Origin of the sequence: Roseomonas sp. BN140053 (assembly GCF_047690175.1) — a bacterium.
In the GTDB taxonomy this organism is placed as follows: domain Bacteria; phylum Pseudomonadota; class Alphaproteobacteria; order Acetobacterales; family Acetobacteraceae; genus Roseomonas.
Genome location: NZ_JBLLEB010000004.1, coordinates 30,426 through 46,128, shown reverse-complemented (window position 1 = coordinate 46,128; position 15,703 = coordinate 30,426). Strand labels below are relative to the sequence as shown.

Annotated in this window: 13 protein-coding genes and 1 pseudogene; 7 read left to right on the top strand and 7 right to left on the bottom strand. The window is 70.9% G+C overall.

Annotation, left to right across the window (positions count from 1 at the left end):
- Positions 1–157: 157 nt before the first annotated feature.
- The gene (gene fabD, locus ACLIBK_RS05815; RefSeq protein ID WP_415386290.1) at positions 158–1,117 is read right to left on the bottom strand and encodes an ACP S-malonyltransferase; all 960 of its coding nucleotides are present in this window, start codon (positions 1,115–1,117) and stop codon (positions 158–160) included.
- A gap of 200 nt (positions 1,118–1,317) precedes the next feature.
- Between fabD and ACLIBK_RS05810 the strand changes: the two genes are divergently transcribed.
- A complete protein-coding gene (locus ACLIBK_RS05810) occupies positions 1,318–1,578 on the top strand; it encodes a hypothetical protein (RefSeq protein ID WP_415386289.1) in 261 nt (86 codons plus the stop codon).
- A 187-nt stretch (positions 1,579–1,765) separates the two neighbouring features.
- On the top strand, positions 1,766–2,944 hold the full coding sequence (locus tag ACLIBK_RS05805) for a zinc-dependent alcohol dehydrogenase (RefSeq protein ID WP_415386288.1): 1,179 nt from the start codon (positions 1,766–1,768) through the stop codon (positions 2,942–2,944).
- A 49-nt stretch (positions 2,945–2,993) separates the two neighbouring features.
- Here ACLIBK_RS05805 and ACLIBK_RS05800 read toward each other — a convergent pair whose 3' ends face one another.
- From ACLIBK_RS05800 to ACLIBK_RS05790, 3 genes are all read right to left on the bottom strand, one after another.
- Positions 2,994–4,121, bottom strand: a complete 1,128-nt coding sequence (locus ACLIBK_RS05800; protein WP_415386287.1) for an LLM class flavin-dependent oxidoreductase — start codon at positions 4,119–4,121, stop codon at positions 2,994–2,996.
- A 293-nt stretch (positions 4,122–4,414) separates the two neighbouring features.
- On the bottom strand, positions 4,415–5,308 hold the full coding sequence (locus tag ACLIBK_RS05795) for an HpcH/HpaI aldolase/citrate lyase family protein (protein WP_415386286.1): 894 nt from the start codon (positions 5,306–5,308) through the stop codon (positions 4,415–4,417).
- A gap of 5 nt (positions 5,309–5,313) precedes the next feature.
- Complete coding sequence (locus tag ACLIBK_RS05790; protein ID WP_415386285.1) at positions 5,314–6,366, bottom strand: Bug family tripartite tricarboxylate transporter substrate binding protein; 1,053 nt, start codon at positions 6,364–6,366, stop codon at positions 5,314–5,316.
- Between the two features lie 100 nt (positions 6,367–6,466).
- Here ACLIBK_RS05790 and ACLIBK_RS05785 point away from each other — a divergent pair, with 100 nt between their 5' ends.
- Positions 6,467–7,435 (top strand): retroviral-like aspartic protease family protein, encoded by a 969-nt coding sequence (locus tag ACLIBK_RS05785; protein WP_415386284.1) that lies wholly within the window; start codon positions 6,467–6,469, stop codon positions 7,433–7,435.
- 518 nt (positions 7,436–7,953) lie between these two features.
- On the opposite strand, the gene ACLIBK_RS05780 is transcribed toward ACLIBK_RS05785, so the two are convergent.
- Entirely contained in the window at positions 7,954–9,162 is a 1,209-nt protein-coding gene (locus ACLIBK_RS05780; protein WP_415386283.1) for a CaiB/BaiF CoA transferase family protein, read from the bottom strand.
- Entirely contained in the window at positions 9,159–10,046 is an 888-nt protein-coding gene (locus ACLIBK_RS05775; protein ID WP_415386282.1) for a MaoC family dehydratase N-terminal domain-containing protein, read from the bottom strand. The genes ACLIBK_RS05780 and ACLIBK_RS05775 overlap by 4 nt, the downstream gene beginning before the upstream one ends.
- A 688-nt stretch (positions 10,047–10,734) precedes the next feature.
- Here ACLIBK_RS05775 and ACLIBK_RS05770 point away from each other — a divergent pair.
- The 4 genes from ACLIBK_RS05770 (at position 10,735) to ACLIBK_RS05755 (ending at position 15,411) form a co-directional block, all read left to right on the top strand.
- The gene (locus ACLIBK_RS05770) at positions 10,735–11,436 is read left to right on the top strand and encodes a creatininase family protein (protein ID WP_415386281.1); all 702 of its coding nucleotides are present in this window, start codon (positions 10,735–10,737) and stop codon (positions 11,434–11,436) included.
- 202 nt (positions 11,437–11,638) lie between these two features.
- Positions 11,639–13,021 carry a dipeptidase gene (locus ACLIBK_RS05765; protein ID WP_415386280.1) on the top strand — a complete coding sequence of 461 codons (1,383 nt, stop codon included), beginning with the start codon at positions 11,639–11,641 and terminating at the stop codon, positions 13,019–13,021.
- 389 nt (positions 13,022–13,410) lie between these two features.
- Positions 13,411–14,937 carry an ABC transporter substrate-binding protein gene (locus ACLIBK_RS05760; RefSeq protein WP_415386279.1) on the top strand — a complete coding sequence of 509 codons (1,527 nt, stop codon included), beginning with the start codon at positions 13,411–13,413 and terminating at the stop codon, positions 14,935–14,937.
- A 261-nt stretch (positions 14,938–15,198) separates the two neighbouring features.
- Positions 15,199–15,411 carry an MmgE/PrpD family protein gene (locus tag ACLIBK_RS05755; RefSeq protein ID WP_415386278.1) on the top strand — a complete coding sequence of 71 codons (213 nt, stop codon included), beginning with the start codon at positions 15,199–15,201 and terminating at the stop codon, positions 15,409–15,411.
- Between the two features lie 6 nt (positions 15,412–15,417).
- Here the strand turns inward: ACLIBK_RS05755 and ACLIBK_RS05750 are convergent.
- Positions 15,418–15,568 (bottom strand): annotated as a pseudogene (locus tag ACLIBK_RS05750) (IS701 family transposase); the annotation flags it as partial.
- Positions 15,569–15,703: the final 135 nt, after the last annotated feature.

The window sequence follows — 15,703 nt, the reverse complement described above, 5'->3', positions numbered from 1 at the left end:
GGGCGTGCCGGGGAAAAAGGAAGCCGGGGGGAGGTATCCCCCCGGGACCCCCTTCTATTTTCAGGAGTCTTGGGGAGCGCGGGTGGCCGGCGGCGCACCCGCAAACTCCCCGAAAAAAGGAGGGGGTCCGGGGGAGTTCACTCCCCCGGCCTTCCCATCAGAGCGACTTGAGCACCGCCTCGATCTCGGCGGGGGTGCCGCAGGCCAGGGCGGTGGCGTCGGGCGCGTTGCGCTTCATCAGCCCGGTCAGCACCTTGCCGGCGCCGAGTTCCACGAAGCGGTCCACGCCCATGGCGGTCATGGCGGCGATGCTCTCGCGCCAGCGCACCGTGCCGGTGACCTGCTGCACGAGGAGGTCGCGGATCGCTGCCGGGTCGGTGGCCTTGGCGGCGGACACGTTGGCCACCACGGGAACCGCCGGAACGGCGAGCTCGGTGTCGCCCAGCGCCTCGGCCATCGCCTCGGCGGCCGGGGCCATCAGGGAGCAATGAAACGGGGCGGAGACGGGCAGGGGCAGGGCGCGCTTGACCCCCTCTGCCTTGGCCAGCTCCATGGCGCGCTCCACGGCCGCCTTGTGGCCGGAGATCACCACCTGGCCGCCGCCATTGTCGTTGGCGACCTCCACCACCTCGCGTTGGCCGGTCTCGGGTTCCGGCGCGGCGCGGGCGCAGATGTCGCGGGCCTGCTCGGCTTCGGCGCCCAGCAGCGCCGCCATGGCGCCCAGGCCGGGGGCCACGGCGGCCTGCATGGCATCGCCGCGCAGGCGCAGCAGGCGGGCGGCGGTGGCGATGTCGAAGGAGCCGGCGGCGGCCAGGGCGGCGTATTCGCCCAGCGAATGGCCGGCCACCAGGGACACCTTGTCGCGCAGCGCGAAGCCGCCCTCGCGTTCCAGCACCCGCAGCACGGCCAGCGACACGGCCATCAGCGCCGGCTGGGCGTTGCTGGTCAGCGTCAGCTCCTCGGCCGGGCCTTCGAACATCAGGCGCGACAGGTGCTGCTTGAGGGTCTCGTCCACCGCCTCAAACACCTCGCGGGCGGGGGCAAAGGCGGCGGCGAGGTCGCGGCCCATGCCGACGACCTGGCTCCCCTGGCCGGGAAATACGAAGGCAAGGGCCATGGCGGGGAGGTTTTCCTGCAGGTTGCGCGTGGGCGGGCGGGGTAGCGGCGCGCTCCCGCCCCTGTCAACCGGGCGTATGGCCGGCAGGGTTGCCGGAGTCCGGCCGCCAAATCGCCCTGGAATTGCCGGGAACCCACAGCAGCATCCGGGAGTTGTGCCGCAGCGACCGGCGTTTCCGGCGCTTTCTGAGGAGACTTCTGATGCAGCGTGGAGCTTCCATCGCCCTGGTTCTGGCGCTCGCCCTGGGCGGCGCCGGCCTGTCCGCCACCGGCGCGGCTGCCGCCCCGGTTCCGGGCGCCGTGCTGGGCCTTTCCACCGCCACCGCCGAGGAGGGCAACGGCCTGCTGCAGGACGTGCGCTGGGTGACGCGCTGCCGGCGCGTGGTGGTGCAGCGCCGTGGCCCCGACCGCGTGCGCGAAGTGTGCCGCCGCGTGTGGGTGGAAGGCCGCGGCCGGTACTGAGTTCAGCCCCAGCCTGGGAAAGCCGCCGCGGTTCGGGCCGCGGCGGCCCTTTGCCGTCCGGCGGGTGGCCGGGCATATCGGCGGCGCCGTCCCGACAATCGCGTGATCGGCCGTCCCTGCCGCAACGGCGGGGTGCCGCCGTCGCTAACCCTCCGCGTTTTTTGTTTCACCACGCGGAGCGAACCCCATGAAGGCACTGACTTGGCACGGCCGCGGCGATATCCGCTGCGACACGGTTCCCGACCCCACGATCCAGCACGGGCGGGACGCCATCATCAAGGTCACTGCCTGCGCCATCTGCGGTTCCGACCTGCACCTGATGGGCGGCTTCGTGCCGACCATGCAGAGCGGCGACGTGATGGGCCACGAGACCATGGGCGAGGTGGTCGAGGTCGGGAAGGACAACAAGAAGCTCAAGGTCGGCGACCGCGTGGTGGTGCCCTTCACCATCTGCTGCGGCGAATGCCGGCAGTGCAAATGGGGCAACTGGAGCTGCTGCGAGCGCACCAACCCCAACGGCGCGATGCAGGCGGAGCAGTACGGCTATCCGCTGGCGGCGCTGTTCGGCTTCTCGCACATCACCGGCGGCATTCCCGGCGGGCAGGCGGAATACCTGCGCGTGCCCTATGCCGATGTCGGGCCGCTGAAGATCCCCGAGGGGCTGAGCGACGAGCAGGTGCTGTTCCTCAGCGACATCTTCCCCACCGCCTACATGGCCGCCGAGCATTGCGAGATCAAACCCACCGACACCATCGCCATCTGGGGCTGCGGCCCGGTGGGCGTGCTGGCGGTGAAGTCCTGCTTCCTGCTGGGCGCTAAGCGCGTGATCTCCATCGACACCGTGCCGGAGCGGCTGGCGCTGGCGCGCCAAGCGGGCGCCGAGACGATCGACTTCGCCGAGGGCAAGGTCCAGGAAACCCTGATGGAGATGACCCAGGGCCAGGGTCCGGACGCGGTGATCGAGGCGGTGGGCCTGGAAAGCCACGGCGCCGACACGCTGATACAGAAGGTCGCGTCCAGCGTGATGAGCCACACCGTCAGCCTGGAGCGGCCCTTCGCGCTGAATCAGGCGATCCTGGCCTGCCGCCCCGGCGGCATCGTGTCCATGCCGGGCGTCTTTGCCGGGCAGGTCGGGCCGGTGGCGCTGGGCGCCTTCATGCAGAAGGGCCTGACCTGGAAGACCGGCCAGACCCACATGATCCGCTACATGCAGCCGCTGCTGGAGCGTATCCAGAAAGGCGAGATCGACCCGTCCTTCATCATCAGCCACCGCACCACCAAGCTGGAAGACGGGCCGGAACTGTACAACACCTTCCGCGACAAGAAGGACCATTGCACCAAGGTCGTGATGCGCCCGCACGGGTGAGGGCGAGCGGGGCGGGGCGCGCGGTGCGTCCCGCTTCCCGCCGCTGGGTTCAGCGCAGCCCGGCCTGCACCACCAGCGGCAGGGTTTCCGCCTGGAAGCGGCGCATGTCCTCCAGGTAGCGCGGCCAGCTCAGCAGCGTGCCGTCGAAGCCGGCGCGGGCCAGCGTCTGCAAGCCGTCCACGATCTGGTCGGAGGTGCCGATCAGCGGGAAGCCGACCCAGCCGGCGATGAAGTGCTCCTTCAGGTTTTGCAGCGCCGGCGCCGGGATGGACTGCGAGTTGATGCCCATGATGGAGACGAGGTTTTCCACGCCTTCCCAGTCGCCGCGCTCGTGCACGGTGTGATGGTAGTAGCGGCGGGCATCGGCTTCGGTGTCGCCGTGGAAGATGTAGGAATTGGTCCAGACCTGGATCTCGCGCCCGTATTCCTTGCGCGCCAGCTCGCGGAAGCTGTCCACCTTGGCACGCAGGCTGTCGAGGTCGTGGGCGTCGAGGTTGGTGAAGCCGACATCGGCGTATTTCGCGGCGAAGTGCCGGCCCTTGGTGGAGGCGCCGGCGCTCATCACCGCCGGGTGCGGCTTCTGGATCGGCTTGGGGCGCACCACCGCCTGCTTGAGGTGGTAGAACTCGCCGTCGAAGTCGAAGGGCTCGTCCTCCGTCCACAGGCGCTTGATGACGTGCAGCCATTCGGCGGCGCTGTCGTAGCGCCGGTCGTGCTCCATCATCGCCGCGCCGAACATCTCGATCTCCGGCTGGTACCAGCCGGTAACGACGTTGAGCGTGAAGCGGCCGTTGCTGACATGGTCGATGGTGGTGGCCTGCTTGGCCGCCATCAGCGGGTGGATGGTGGGCACGTGCGAGGTCGCGAAGATGCCGGAGTGCTTGGTGGAAGCGGCCATCGCCGAGGCCCAGGAGAAGCACTCGAAGCCGGCGCCGTTGAAGTCGGTGCTGCCGCCGAAGCCCTTCCAGCGGCCCACCGGCACGATCGCCTCGAACTCCATCGCGTCGGCGAGCTGCGCGAGCGCCAGGCTGCTGGGCCAGTCGGCCTGCAGGATGCCGGGGATGTCCGACATGGTGCAGCCGCCGCTGAGGTTGGTGCAGAAGGTGCCGAGCTTCAGCTTGCGATCGTTGAACAGAGGGTTGCGCGCGGTGCGCAGGGCTTCGACCCGCTGGTCCATGGTCCCTCCCGGTGGTGCCCGTTTCCCGGGAGCCTGCCGGGGGCGGGCAGGGTTGTCGAGGGTGCGTGGCCGATGCGCGGGGCGGCGTATCGATCGCCGGGCTGTGGCGCGGTTGGTTCCGGGGGAACTGGCGTCGGCCAGGGGCAGCGCTCCTGGCCGACGCCGGAACATTCCGGGCCAAACCCCCACCAGCCCCCCGAACACCGCGCTTGTCGAGAAGCCGGACCGAGCCGCCGGAACGCGAAACCCGGTGGAGCGGGAAGGGGCCGGCCGGCGGCGCCGCGCGGTGAAGGTCAGGCGGGCGTGCGGGCGGCGTCGCGCTGGGCGGCGGCTTCGGCGCGGCGGAGGACGCGCTGGGCGCGCTGCACCACGGGTTCGTCCACCATGCGGCCGTCCACGGTGACGGAGCCGCGGCCCTGGGCTGCGGCATCGGCGGCGCCGTCCACCACGCGGCGGGCGGCGGCGACCTCCTCCGCGTCGGGGGTGAAGGCGGCGTTGAGGATGGGCACCAGCTTGGGGTGGATGCAGGTGGCGCCGCCGAAGCCGAAGCGGCGGGCGCGGCGGGCCATGGCGGCGACGTGCGCCTCGTCGCCGAAGGTGGCGACGGTGCCGGGCAGGCCCAGCGCGGTGATGCCGGCCGCGGCGGCGGCCACCACCATGCGGTGCTTCAGCGGCAGCATGACCTCCTCGTCGGGTTCGCAGCCGATATCGGCGGCGAGGTCCTCCGTGCCCAACAGCAGGGCCACGACGCGCGGATCGGCGGTGGCCATCTCGTCGAAGCGGGACAGGGCACGGGCGCTCTCCGCCACCGGGACGAGGCGGGTGGTGCCGGGGGTCTTTTCTAGGGAAGCGACGGCTTCGGCGACGAGGCGCAGGTGCTGCGCCCCTTCGCACTTGGTAACCAGTAGGCCGTGGGCGCCGGCGGCCATCGAGGCCTCGATGTCGCCCACGGCTAGGCGCAGCGGCTGGTTGATGCGCACCAGCACTTCCGCACCGCCGGCCGCGATCGCCGGCACGGCCTCGGCCAGGGCGGCGCGGGCTTCGAGCTTGCGGTCGGGTGGGACGCTGTCCTCCAGGTCCAGGATCACCGCGTCGGCCCCGGCGCCGGCCGCTTTCGCGACGAAGCGGGGGACGTTGGCGGGAACGTAGAGGAGGGAGCGCCAGGTAACGGCGGTGCGGGGGATCATGCGGCCTAGTCTGCCTTGACGGCGGCCCGGCGCACCAGGGCGGTCCAGCGTTCGCGCTCCGTGCGGATGAACTCGCCGAAGGCTTCGGGCGTGCCGGGATCGGCGTCGGCGCCCTCGGCTTCCAGCCGGGCCTTGAGGGCGGGCTCGCGCAGGATGCGGATGGATTCCGCGTTCAGCTTGTCGATGATGGCGCGCGGCGTGTTGGCCGGGGCGACCAGCCCGTACCACTGCACCGCGTCGAAGCCGGGCACGCCGGATTCCGCGATGGTGGGGATGTCGGGCGCGCTGCTGAGGCGCTGCAGGCTGCTGACGCCCAGCGCCTTGAGCTGCCCGGCGCGCACGGGCGGCAGGGCGGGCGGGCCGCCGGTCAGGGTCATGGACACCTGCCCCGCGATCACGTCCGTCATCATCGGCGCCGTGCCGCGATAAGGCACGTGGGTCATCTGCGTGCCCGTGGCCTCGTTGAAGGCGACCATGGCGATATGCGCGGCGCTGCCATTGCCGCCCGAGCCGTAGGTGAAGCGGCCGGGTTCGCGCTTGGCCAGGGCGACCAGCTCCCCGACATTGGCGGCGGGCACGACGCGCGGGTTCACCGCCAGCACGTTGGGCACCACCGCCACCAGCACCACGGGAGCGAAGGCGGTGGCGGTGTCGAAGCTGAGGTTGGGATAAAGGCCCGGGTTCACCGCCAGCGTGCCGATATGGCCCATCATCAGCGTGTAGCCGTCGGGGGCGGAGCGGGCGACGTTCTCCGACCCCAGCGTGCCGCCGGCGCCGCCGCGGTTTTCCACCACGAAGGTCTGCTTCAGCTCCTCGCCCAGGCGCTGGGCCATGGCGCGGGCCAGGATGTCGGTGGAGCCGCCGGGGGTGAAGGGCACCACGATGCGCACGGGCCGGTCATCGGGCCAAGCGGCGCGGGCGAGGCGCGGGGCGGCGAGCAGGCCCGCGGCGCCGAGGCTGGCGGCGAGGAGGTGGCGGCGGGGCAGGGGTGGAGTCGCCGCGGCGGGGCTGCCGGCCTGCGGGTCGGGGGCAGGGTGCTGCCAGGGTTGCTCGACCATCTCGTATTCCTCCCATTGCGGCCGGGCCTGCCTGGGGCCCGGTTCCCTGCTGCTGCGTCCTGCTGGCCGGCGGGGCGCTTCCGTGCCACGGAAACATCTCATGCCGGCCCGTCGTCCCGCCCGATTCCGCCTGCTCCTGCTGTTGCCAGCGCTGGCGGCCGGCTGCGCCGTGGTGCCGGAATGCGGCCCCGGGCAGGGCGACGTGGTGCCCGTTACCTTGGACCGAGGGCTGCCGGTTGTGCCAGCCCGCTTCAACGGGCAGGACGCGCGGCTGCTGCTGGACACCGGGGCGGCCGGGCTCTTCCTGACGGCGCCGGGTGCGGCGCGGCTGCAGCTTCCGGCTGTGCCGGGGATGTTCGCGCAGGCCCGCGGCTCGGCCGGCGAGGTGCGGGCGTCCGTGGTCGCCGTGGCGCGGTTCGAGTTCGCCAGTCTGCGGCGCGACGCCCTTTCCTTGCCGGCATTACCGGTGCCGCTGATGGAAAACGTCTTCGAGGCTCCGGTGGACGGCTTCCTCGGCGTGGACGGGCTCGGGCCAGGCGCGGTGGAACTGGACTTCTCCCAGCGCCGCGCCGTGCTGTTCCCCGCCGATCGCTGCCGCCTGGAACGGCCCGCCTGGGAAGGGGGCGCCACGCAGCTGCCGTCCTGGCAATCCGCCAACGGACGGCTGGGCGTGCGGGTGCTGCTGAACGGCCAGAGCCTTCCGGCCCTGCTGGACACCGGCGCCCAGCGCACCCGGATTTCCCGTCGCGCGGCGAGCCTGCTGGGCGTGCCCCTGCCACCCGCGACGGCGCGGCCCAGCCGCGTGGTCGGCATCGGCGACACCCCGCCCAACAGCTACGGCTTCCGCTTCCGCGAGCTGCGGATCGGCGACGAGGTCCTACGCGGGCCGGTGCTCAGCATCGTGGACGGGTTGCCCCAAGCGGCCGAGATGGTGATCGGCGCGGATCTCCTGAACGGGCGGCGCGTGCTGCTGTCCTACGCCACGGGCCAGGTCTTCATGCAGCCGCCCCGGACAAAGCCGGTTCCGCCGACGGCGGTGCCGGTGCCGCCGGCCGCGTCCGGGCACTGACGGACTGACGGGCAGCGCCGGCGCGAGACCGGCGGAGGCCATGTCGCCCGGCCGCGGCGTGCGGGCTGCGGGGGCCCGAAACCTGTTGCGATGGGCGGGCGGATCATGGAGGCGGCATGACCCTGCTCGAACGGCTCGGGGTAGCGATCCCCGTTGTCCAGACGCCGGCGGGTTCGGGTGGGTTCGGTCGGTTCTTTGGTGTTCAGGCGTTGGCCAGGGGCGCTGCCCCTGGACCCCAGGGCAAAGGCGAAGCCTTTGTCCCGAGCCGGGGAGTTACGAACTCCCCGGACCCCGCGTTGAGTGCCTCCGGCGGGGGCGGGTTGGCCAACGTCGTCAGTGATGACCGACGTGGATCATCCCGCCCCCGCCGGAGGCACTCATGAGGTCGAGGAGCCTAAGCTCCTCGCGGGGGCTCCAAGGGGGCAGAGCCCCCTTGGCCTCGGTCAGAGCACCAAAGGACCAACCGGCTCCACCCGATCTCGCCCCCGTGAGACCATGCGGAGGGCGGCCCGAGCGGATCAGTGCGGCTCGGCCGGTTCCCGCAGCGCGCCGCTCTCGCGCAGGGCGGCGACTTCGGCCTCGGTGAAGCCGGCGTCGCGCAGCACGGCGGGGCCGTCCTCGCCCAGGCGGGGGGCGGCGCGGCCGGCAGGGGCTTCGCCGCCGGACAGGCGGTTGGGCGAGCCGATGGCCCAGGTGTCGCCCTGGGTGGGATGGCGTTCTTCCCGCAACATGCCGGTGGCGCGCAGCTGCGGGTCGGTGAGCAGGCTTTCCAGCGTGTTGTAGGGCGTGGCGGGCACGTCCAGCCGGTCGAAGATCTCCAGCCATTCCGCGCTGGTCTTGCCGCGCAGCGCGGTGGCGCGGAGGGCGAAGTAGTCCTTGGTGTTGGCCGTGCGGGCCGAGAGGGTGCTGAAGCGCGGGTCCTCCTTCAGCTCGGGGCGGCCCACCGCGTCCAGGAAGGCGAAGGCCTGGGCGTCGGTGTTGGCGGAGACGCAGATATGGCCATCGGCGGTGGGCAGGGGGCGGGCCTCGGGGCTGAGGACGCGCTGGTCGCCGGGCGGGCCCAGGGGCGGGCGGAAGGTCATGGCGCCCAGGTGCTCCATCAGCACGAAGGCGGCCATGTTCTCGAACATCGGCACCTCGATGGCTTCGCCGGCGCCGGTCTTCTCGCGGCGATACAGGGCGAAGCCGATCAACTGTGCCGCGATCAGGCCGCAGATGTGGTCGGCCATCACCATGGGCACGTAGCGCGGCTCGCCGGTGGAGGCCTCGAAGCAGGCAGCGACGCCGGAGATGCCCTGGATCACCGTGTCGTAGGCGGGGCGGCCGGCATAAGGGCCGCCGGTGCCGAAGCCGACGATGGAGCAGTGGATCAGCCGCGGCGCCGCCTCGCGCAGGGCGGCGGCGTCGATGCCCAGGCGGGCCTGGGCCTCGGGGCGGATGTTGGTGGCCAGCACGTCCACCCCGGCCGCCAGGCGCAGCAGCGCCGCCTTGCCCTCGGGGCGCTTGAGGTCGAGGCAGAGCGAGCGGCGGCCGCGGTTGAAGTTGAGGAACTTGCCGGACATGCCGGGCTCGCGCCCCTTGCCGCCGAGGCGGCGCAGGAGGTCGCCGTCGGGACCCTCGATCTTGATGACCTCCGCCCCGTGCTCGGCCAGCACGCCCGTGCAGGTCGGGCCCACCACCACGGAGGTGAGGTCGAGGACCCGCAGGCCGGAAAGCGGGCCACTCATGCGCCGTACTCCGCGTCGATTCGCAATGCCGTGGCGCCGCCGGCGTCCACCACCCGCAGCGCGGCGCGGCCCTCTGCGTCGGGAGCGGTGCCGCGCAGCAGGGCGCGGCGCCCGGCAAAGAGCGGCTTGGCGGTGCGGGCGGCGTAGCCGCGCAGGGGCAGCGAGCCGGCGCGGCGGGCGGCGGCTTCCAGCAGCATCATGGTGCTCAGCCCCCCGTTCACCACCAGTGCGGGATAGCCTTCCACGTCGCGGGCATAGTCGGCGTCGTAGTGGATGCGGTGGCCGTTGAAGGTGAGGGCGGAATAGCGGAACAGCAGCACGGGGTCGGGGTCGAAGCCTTCTTCCCATTCGCCCGGGGCGGGGTCCGGCTCGGGGACGGGAGGCGGCGGGGCGGCGCCGTCGCGCACCGCCTCGCGATAGGCGATGTCCTGTTCCTCCACCGCCACCACGCCGCGCGGGCCGGTGGTGGTGTGGCGCAGGGACACGAAGATCAGCCGGCCGCTGCGGCCGTGCTTGGGCACGATGGCCGTGATCTCCGACCGGCGGGTCAGGCGGTCGCCGATGCGGGCCGGCTGCTGGAAGGCCATGCGGCGGCCGGCCAGCATGCGGCGCGGCAGCGGCACGGGGGGCAGGAAGTCGCCCTTTTCCGCGTGGCCGTCAGGCCCGAGCCGGGATTGCGGCGCGGCGTCGTCGAACAGCACGGCCAGCCAATGCGGCGGCACGGGGGAGCCGTGTTCCAGCGGCAGGCCGGGGCGGTCCAGGGTGGCGGCCAGGCGGCGCATGGCCGGGGCGGTGAGCTCGTCCATGCTCTCGCGCGCACGGCCGATCCAGCCGTCCAGCCCCATGCCCACCAGGGTTTCCGCCTCCTCCCGCGTATCCGCCATGCCGTCGCGCGCTCCGTTTTCCCGTGGCGGCGGATCATTCTGCCCGCTGCGAGCCGGCGTCAAATCCGCCCCTGTGCCGCGGCGGGCAGCCGCGCGGTCCGGGCGGTGCGATGCCCCGGGGCGGGCGCTTGCGGCATCGCGCTCTTCGAGCAAAGCAGGAACATGCGACCTCAGGACCGACGACCCGGCCAGCCGCGCCTGGCCCTGGGCGCAGTGGGGCACCACGCGGGCGCTGCGCCGGGTCGGCACGCTGGCCGGGTCGCTGAACGGGCGGCATCGGGCGGACGGAGGAACTGGCGGCCGAGTTCTGGTCGGCGGATTGGTCGCCCTGGCGGGCCCTGCTGTGACGGAACTGGCCGGCGCTGCATCTCGAGCTGGTGCCGCACCACGGCGATGGCTGGGCTGGGCACGGCCGCGGAGGCGGACGAGCCCCAGGCCGCCGCTGCCAGCGCAGGCGGGCAGGGGACACCGCAGCTGAGTGTGGCGGGGTTCGAGGGCCCGCTGGACTTCCTGCTGGAGATGGGGATGTCGTCATATGTGGCACCAAGCCGGATGCATTTCCGAGCGGCTGGCGCCCGCCGGCAATGCACCAGATTCCCTTCGCCTCCTGATTCCTGTTTGATCCGCAACAACCCGTTGTCCGTAGTGGTTGGCCGGCACGCCAACCTCCGGCACTGAAGGAGATCCGATGAAAATTTCCGAGATGAACTGGATGCAGGTCGAGGAATGGCTCCGGTCCGACAACCGCGCGGTGGTGCCGGTCGGCAGCACCGAGCAGCACGCCTATCTCAGCCTCGGCGTGGACAGCATCCTGTCCGAGAACGTGTCGCTGGAAGCGGCAGCGCCGCTCGGCGTGCCGGTCTTCCCCGTCCTGCCCTACGGCATCACGCCGGCATTCGCCGCCTATCCCGGCACCGTGTCGCTGCGGACGGAGACGCATCTGCGGGTCGTGCGCGACGTGCTGGATAGCCTTTATCGTTCCGGATTCCGCCGGATCCTGCTGGTCAATGGCCATGGTGGCAACCAGCCCGCGGCGGCGGCTGCGCTGGAATTCATGGTCGACCATCCGGACGCCCGCGTCCGCTTTCACAACTGGTGGAACGCGCCGCGCACCATCGCGCGGGTGAAGCAGTACGACACGGTGGCCTCGCACGCCTCCTGGATGGAGAACTTCCCATGGACGCGGCTGCAGAATCTGCGGCAACCCGAAATCCAGAAGCCCATGGTGGACCTGGACCACCTGCGCAGCCTGGCGCCGGCGGAAGCCCGGGCGCTCCTGGGCGACGGCAATTTCGGCGGCTTTTATCAGCGGCCGGATGAGGAGATGCTCGATATCTGGAACGTCGCGGTCGAGGAGACCCGCGAGATCCTGCAGGATGGCTGGGCATGAGCCGTGACACCCTGCCGATTGGGTGGGCGGGCGCGTCGTGGTGGGGAAACTCTGATGACGAAGGCAAGGCCCGGATGATGCAGAACATTCACCGGCGCCGGCTGGGCGAGGTCGGAGACCCCGCCGACGCAGCGCCGTTTTGCGCCCCGCCCGCCTCTGCCCGGGGCCCGGGCCGGACCCTCCCGGTGGATGGGAGGCGCTCGTGACGCTCGACCTCGCCGCCGTGGAAGCGCGGCTGCTGCGGCGGCTCGATGGCCTGCTGCGGATTCCCTCGGTCAGCACCGACCCCGCCTATGCCGGGGCGATGCGCGACGCTCAGCGATACCTGCTGGCCTGGCTGGGCGACTTAGGCTTCGCCGACATGCAGGTGCTGGAAGGCGGCGGCCATGCTGCGGTTTTCGCGCAGCGGTTGGAGGCGCCGGGTCTGCCTACCCTGCTGGTCTACGGCCATTACGACGTGCAGCCGCCGGACCCGCTCGACCTTTGGAAGTCACCGCCTTTTGAGCCGACGCTGCGGAACGGTCGCCTCTACGCGCGCGGGGCGGCCGATGACAAGGGGCCCGTCGCCATTGCCCTGGAGGCGATCGGGGCGCTGCTTGAGCGCGATGGCAAGCTGCCCGTCAACCTGAAGGTGCTGCTGGAGGGCGAGGAGGAAGTCGGCAGCAGGACGCTGCCGGTCATCGTGCAGCAGAATGCAACGCTGCTGGCCGCCGATGTGGTGCTCTCGGCCGATGGCGCCCGCTGGCGCGCCGACCTGCCGACGGTGACGGTGGCCACACGCGGCAATACCGGCTTCGGGTTCACCGTCCGCACGGCGGCAAAAGATCTGCATTCCGGCCGGTATGGCGGCACCGTGCGCAACGCGCTGCATGTCGTCGCCGAGCTGGTCGCCGCGCTGCACGATGCCGAGGGACGCATCGCCGTGCCGGGCTTCTACGACGGCATCGTCGACCCCGATCCGACAGAACGCGCAGCGGCCACCGGCGCCATTCCCTTCGACGAAGCGGCGCTGTTCGAGAGCATCGGCGCCGCGCCTTACGGCGAGGCCGGGCATGGCACGCTGGAGCGGCTCTGGTTCCGTCCGACGCTGGACGCGAACGGCCTGTGGGGCGGCTACCAGGGGCCGGGCTCCAAGACCGTCATCCCCTGCGAGGCGCATGCCAAGCTGACCATGCGGCTGGTCCCAGGGCAGGAGCCGGAGGCGGTGAAGGCCAAGGTCATGGCCCATCTGCGCTCGCTCTGCCCGGCCGGCGTGTCGCTGGAGATCGGGGAAACCCGTGCTGGTGCCCCGGCCTACCAGGTGCCGGGCGACCACCCTGTGTTGCTCGCCATCGAGGAAACCCTGGCGGAAGTGCACGGCGTGCGCCCGCTGCGGGTGCGCATGGGCGCAACCCTGCCGGTAAACGCCCTGTTCCGGGACGCGCTGGGGGCGGAAACGCTGATGCTCTCCTACGCCACGGCGGACGAGGATTTCCACGCGCCGAACGAGTTCATCCGGCTCTCGGCCATCGGCGAAGGCCTGCGGGCCTGGACCCTGCTGCTGCAGCGCCTCGGCACCGCTGGCCGGCTTCGTAGCCAACCGTGAGTGCTGCATCGCTGCATATTCGATGACGTCACCTGCGGGCCGCCTTGGGCTTTCCGCCGAAACAGCGGCTCTGCGATGGTCCCGACGCGGTGCAGGGCGACCTGGGACAAACGTCGGCTCGTTCCTGGAGCGGTGGATGCACGAGAGGCTGCTCCTTCGCACCCGCAGGGACAAGGCGGTAACAGCGCCGGCCAGCCGGATGGACCGGTGCAAAGGCGGACGGGCAGAGATCTGGATTGGCCGTCTGCCTTCTTGAACAGTGGGGAACTCGGAACGGTCGCGCAGTGTGGCCTGCGCGTCCCAGCCATCGCCGGTTGCCAAGTGGGGAATGCTGCCGGACTATCGGGCCAGCTGCCGGACCTACCGGCCCATGCCGAAGGGGCTTTTCAATGCGATCCCGGTCAAGCCTGCTCATCCCCGCCCTGCTCGCCATCGGCCTCGTTTCCGGGGCTGCCGGGGCGCGAGGCGCAACGGTGCTGACGGTCGGTCTCGCGGGTGATCCGGGCGTGCTCGATCCGGCCCAGAGCGGCAACTTCATCGATCGCAACGTCTTCGCCGCCCTCTGCGACAAGCTGATCGATACCGATGCCGAGATGAACTACGTGCCCCAGCTCGCGACGAGCTGGGAATGGTCGGAGGACCGTCGCACGCTCACCCTGCGCCTGCGCGACGGCGTGCAGTTCCAGGACGGCACGCGCTTCGATGCCGCAGCGGTGAAGGTGAACCTCGACCGCTTCAAGACCATGCCGCGAAGCGTGCGAAGGGCGGAGCTGGCGGCGCTGGAGCGGGTGGAGGTGGTGGACCCCCTGACCGTGCGGCTCCAACTCTCCGTGCCCTACGGGCCGCTGCTGGCGGTACTGGCCGATCGATCCGGCATGATGCTCTCGCCCACCGCGATTCAGCAGCAGGGCGAGGCCATCGCGCAGCGTCCGGTCTGTGCGGGACCCTTCGCCTTCACCGAGCGCGTAGCGCAGGATCGCATCGTGGTAGACCGGTTTCCGGGCTATTGGAACGCTGCTGCGATCACCATCGATCGGATCATCTACCGCCCGATCACCGACAGCACGGTCCGGCTGGTCAATCTGCAATCCGGCCAGTTGCAGATTGCTGACCAGCTTGCCCCGACCGACGTGCCGGCCGTGCAAGCCAATCCTAGGCTGCATTTCGCCCGTCACGTTGCGGCTGCCTACCGCACCCTGCAGTTCAACGTTGCCCATGGCCCACGTGCTGACACGCCGCTGGGGCGCGACCCGCGCCTGCGCCAGGCACTGGAGAAAGCGATCGACCGCGAGGCCATCAACCAGGTCGTGTTCAACGGCTTGTTTGTGCCGAGCAACCAGACGGAAGCGCCTGGGAGCCGATACTGGAACCCCGACCATCCCGTGCGTGGCGTTGACCTGGCTGGCGCCAGGGCGCTGCTGCAGCAAGCTGGCGTGAGCCGGAGCAGCTTCACCCTGTCACTGGCTAATAGCCCGATCGACGCACAGATCGGCGAGGTCATCCAGGCCATGGCGCGGGAGGCCGGTTTCGAGGTCAAGCTGCAGCAAATAGAGTCCAATGCGGGAAACCAGCAGAACCTCGCCGGGGAGTTCGACGCGGCACTCCTGACATGGAGCGGACGGTCCGATCCGGACGCCAACCTGTCCATCTGGATGGCCTGCAACGGACCCTTCAACTTCGGCCACTACTGCAATCCCAGGATGGATGCTCTGCTGACCGAGGCCCGCTCTTTGAGCGAACCATCAAGCCGCATTCCACTCTACCGGCAGGTGGTCGACCTCTATCGTGCCGACATGCCCCAGATCATCCTCTACCATTACACCTGGCTTTGGGGACTGAGCGAGCGCGTGGAAGGGTTTGTGCCCAATGCGGACGGTCTGATCCGTCCCCAAGGGCTGAAGCTGCGGCCTCAGTAGGCTCGCCAAGCTGCTGTCAGGATGGCGATGATGGCGACTTCGAGAGGCCAGATCAGTCGGCTCAGGACGCTGAGGCGCGCCCTGTATGGCCGCGCCGGGGCGGAGGCCAGTCTGCTCTCCCTCTGCTCCAGCCCGCAGCACCGAGACTCATGAACGCTTCCTCGTTCGTCTGGACCCCTACAGGGTCCTCTGGTCACCCAGGCACGGCGTCGGTTCCGGAGCAAACGGCATTGCGGTCTGATTGTCCTGCCTCTTGCGAAGATGGATCGTGGCAGAGGCGGCGACTTACTCTGCCTTGATCTGCGCCGCGTCGGGCCCGGCCATTACCACCGCGGCTGGCACGGCACCGGCACCATCGGCGCCTTTGCCGCCGCCGCGTCCCGCCTGCTGCGGCTGGACGAGGCGCAGATCGCGCAGGCCCTCGCCCTGGCCGCGGCGCAGTCCGGCGGGCTGCCGCGTGGTGCCGCGGACTGAGGGGCGCTGCCTCGGCCAGGCGACGGTGCTGCAGGACCGCGAGGGCGGCCATGGTCATCGGCGCGTGTCGGTGCAGCCCGGTCCGGGACCGTCCCTCGAAGTGGTCGAGGCCGAACTCTTCCTTCAGATGCTGGTGCGCCTGCTCACAGGTCCAGCGCCCCGGCCAAAGGATCTTGATGACAGGGCGTCTTCTGCTCTGGGCACGGCTCCCATGCCACCGCACGGAACGGGCACTCCGAAGGCGTTCGCGGCGGCGCGTTCCACCTGGCCGCCGTGGCACAGCGGCGAGGCA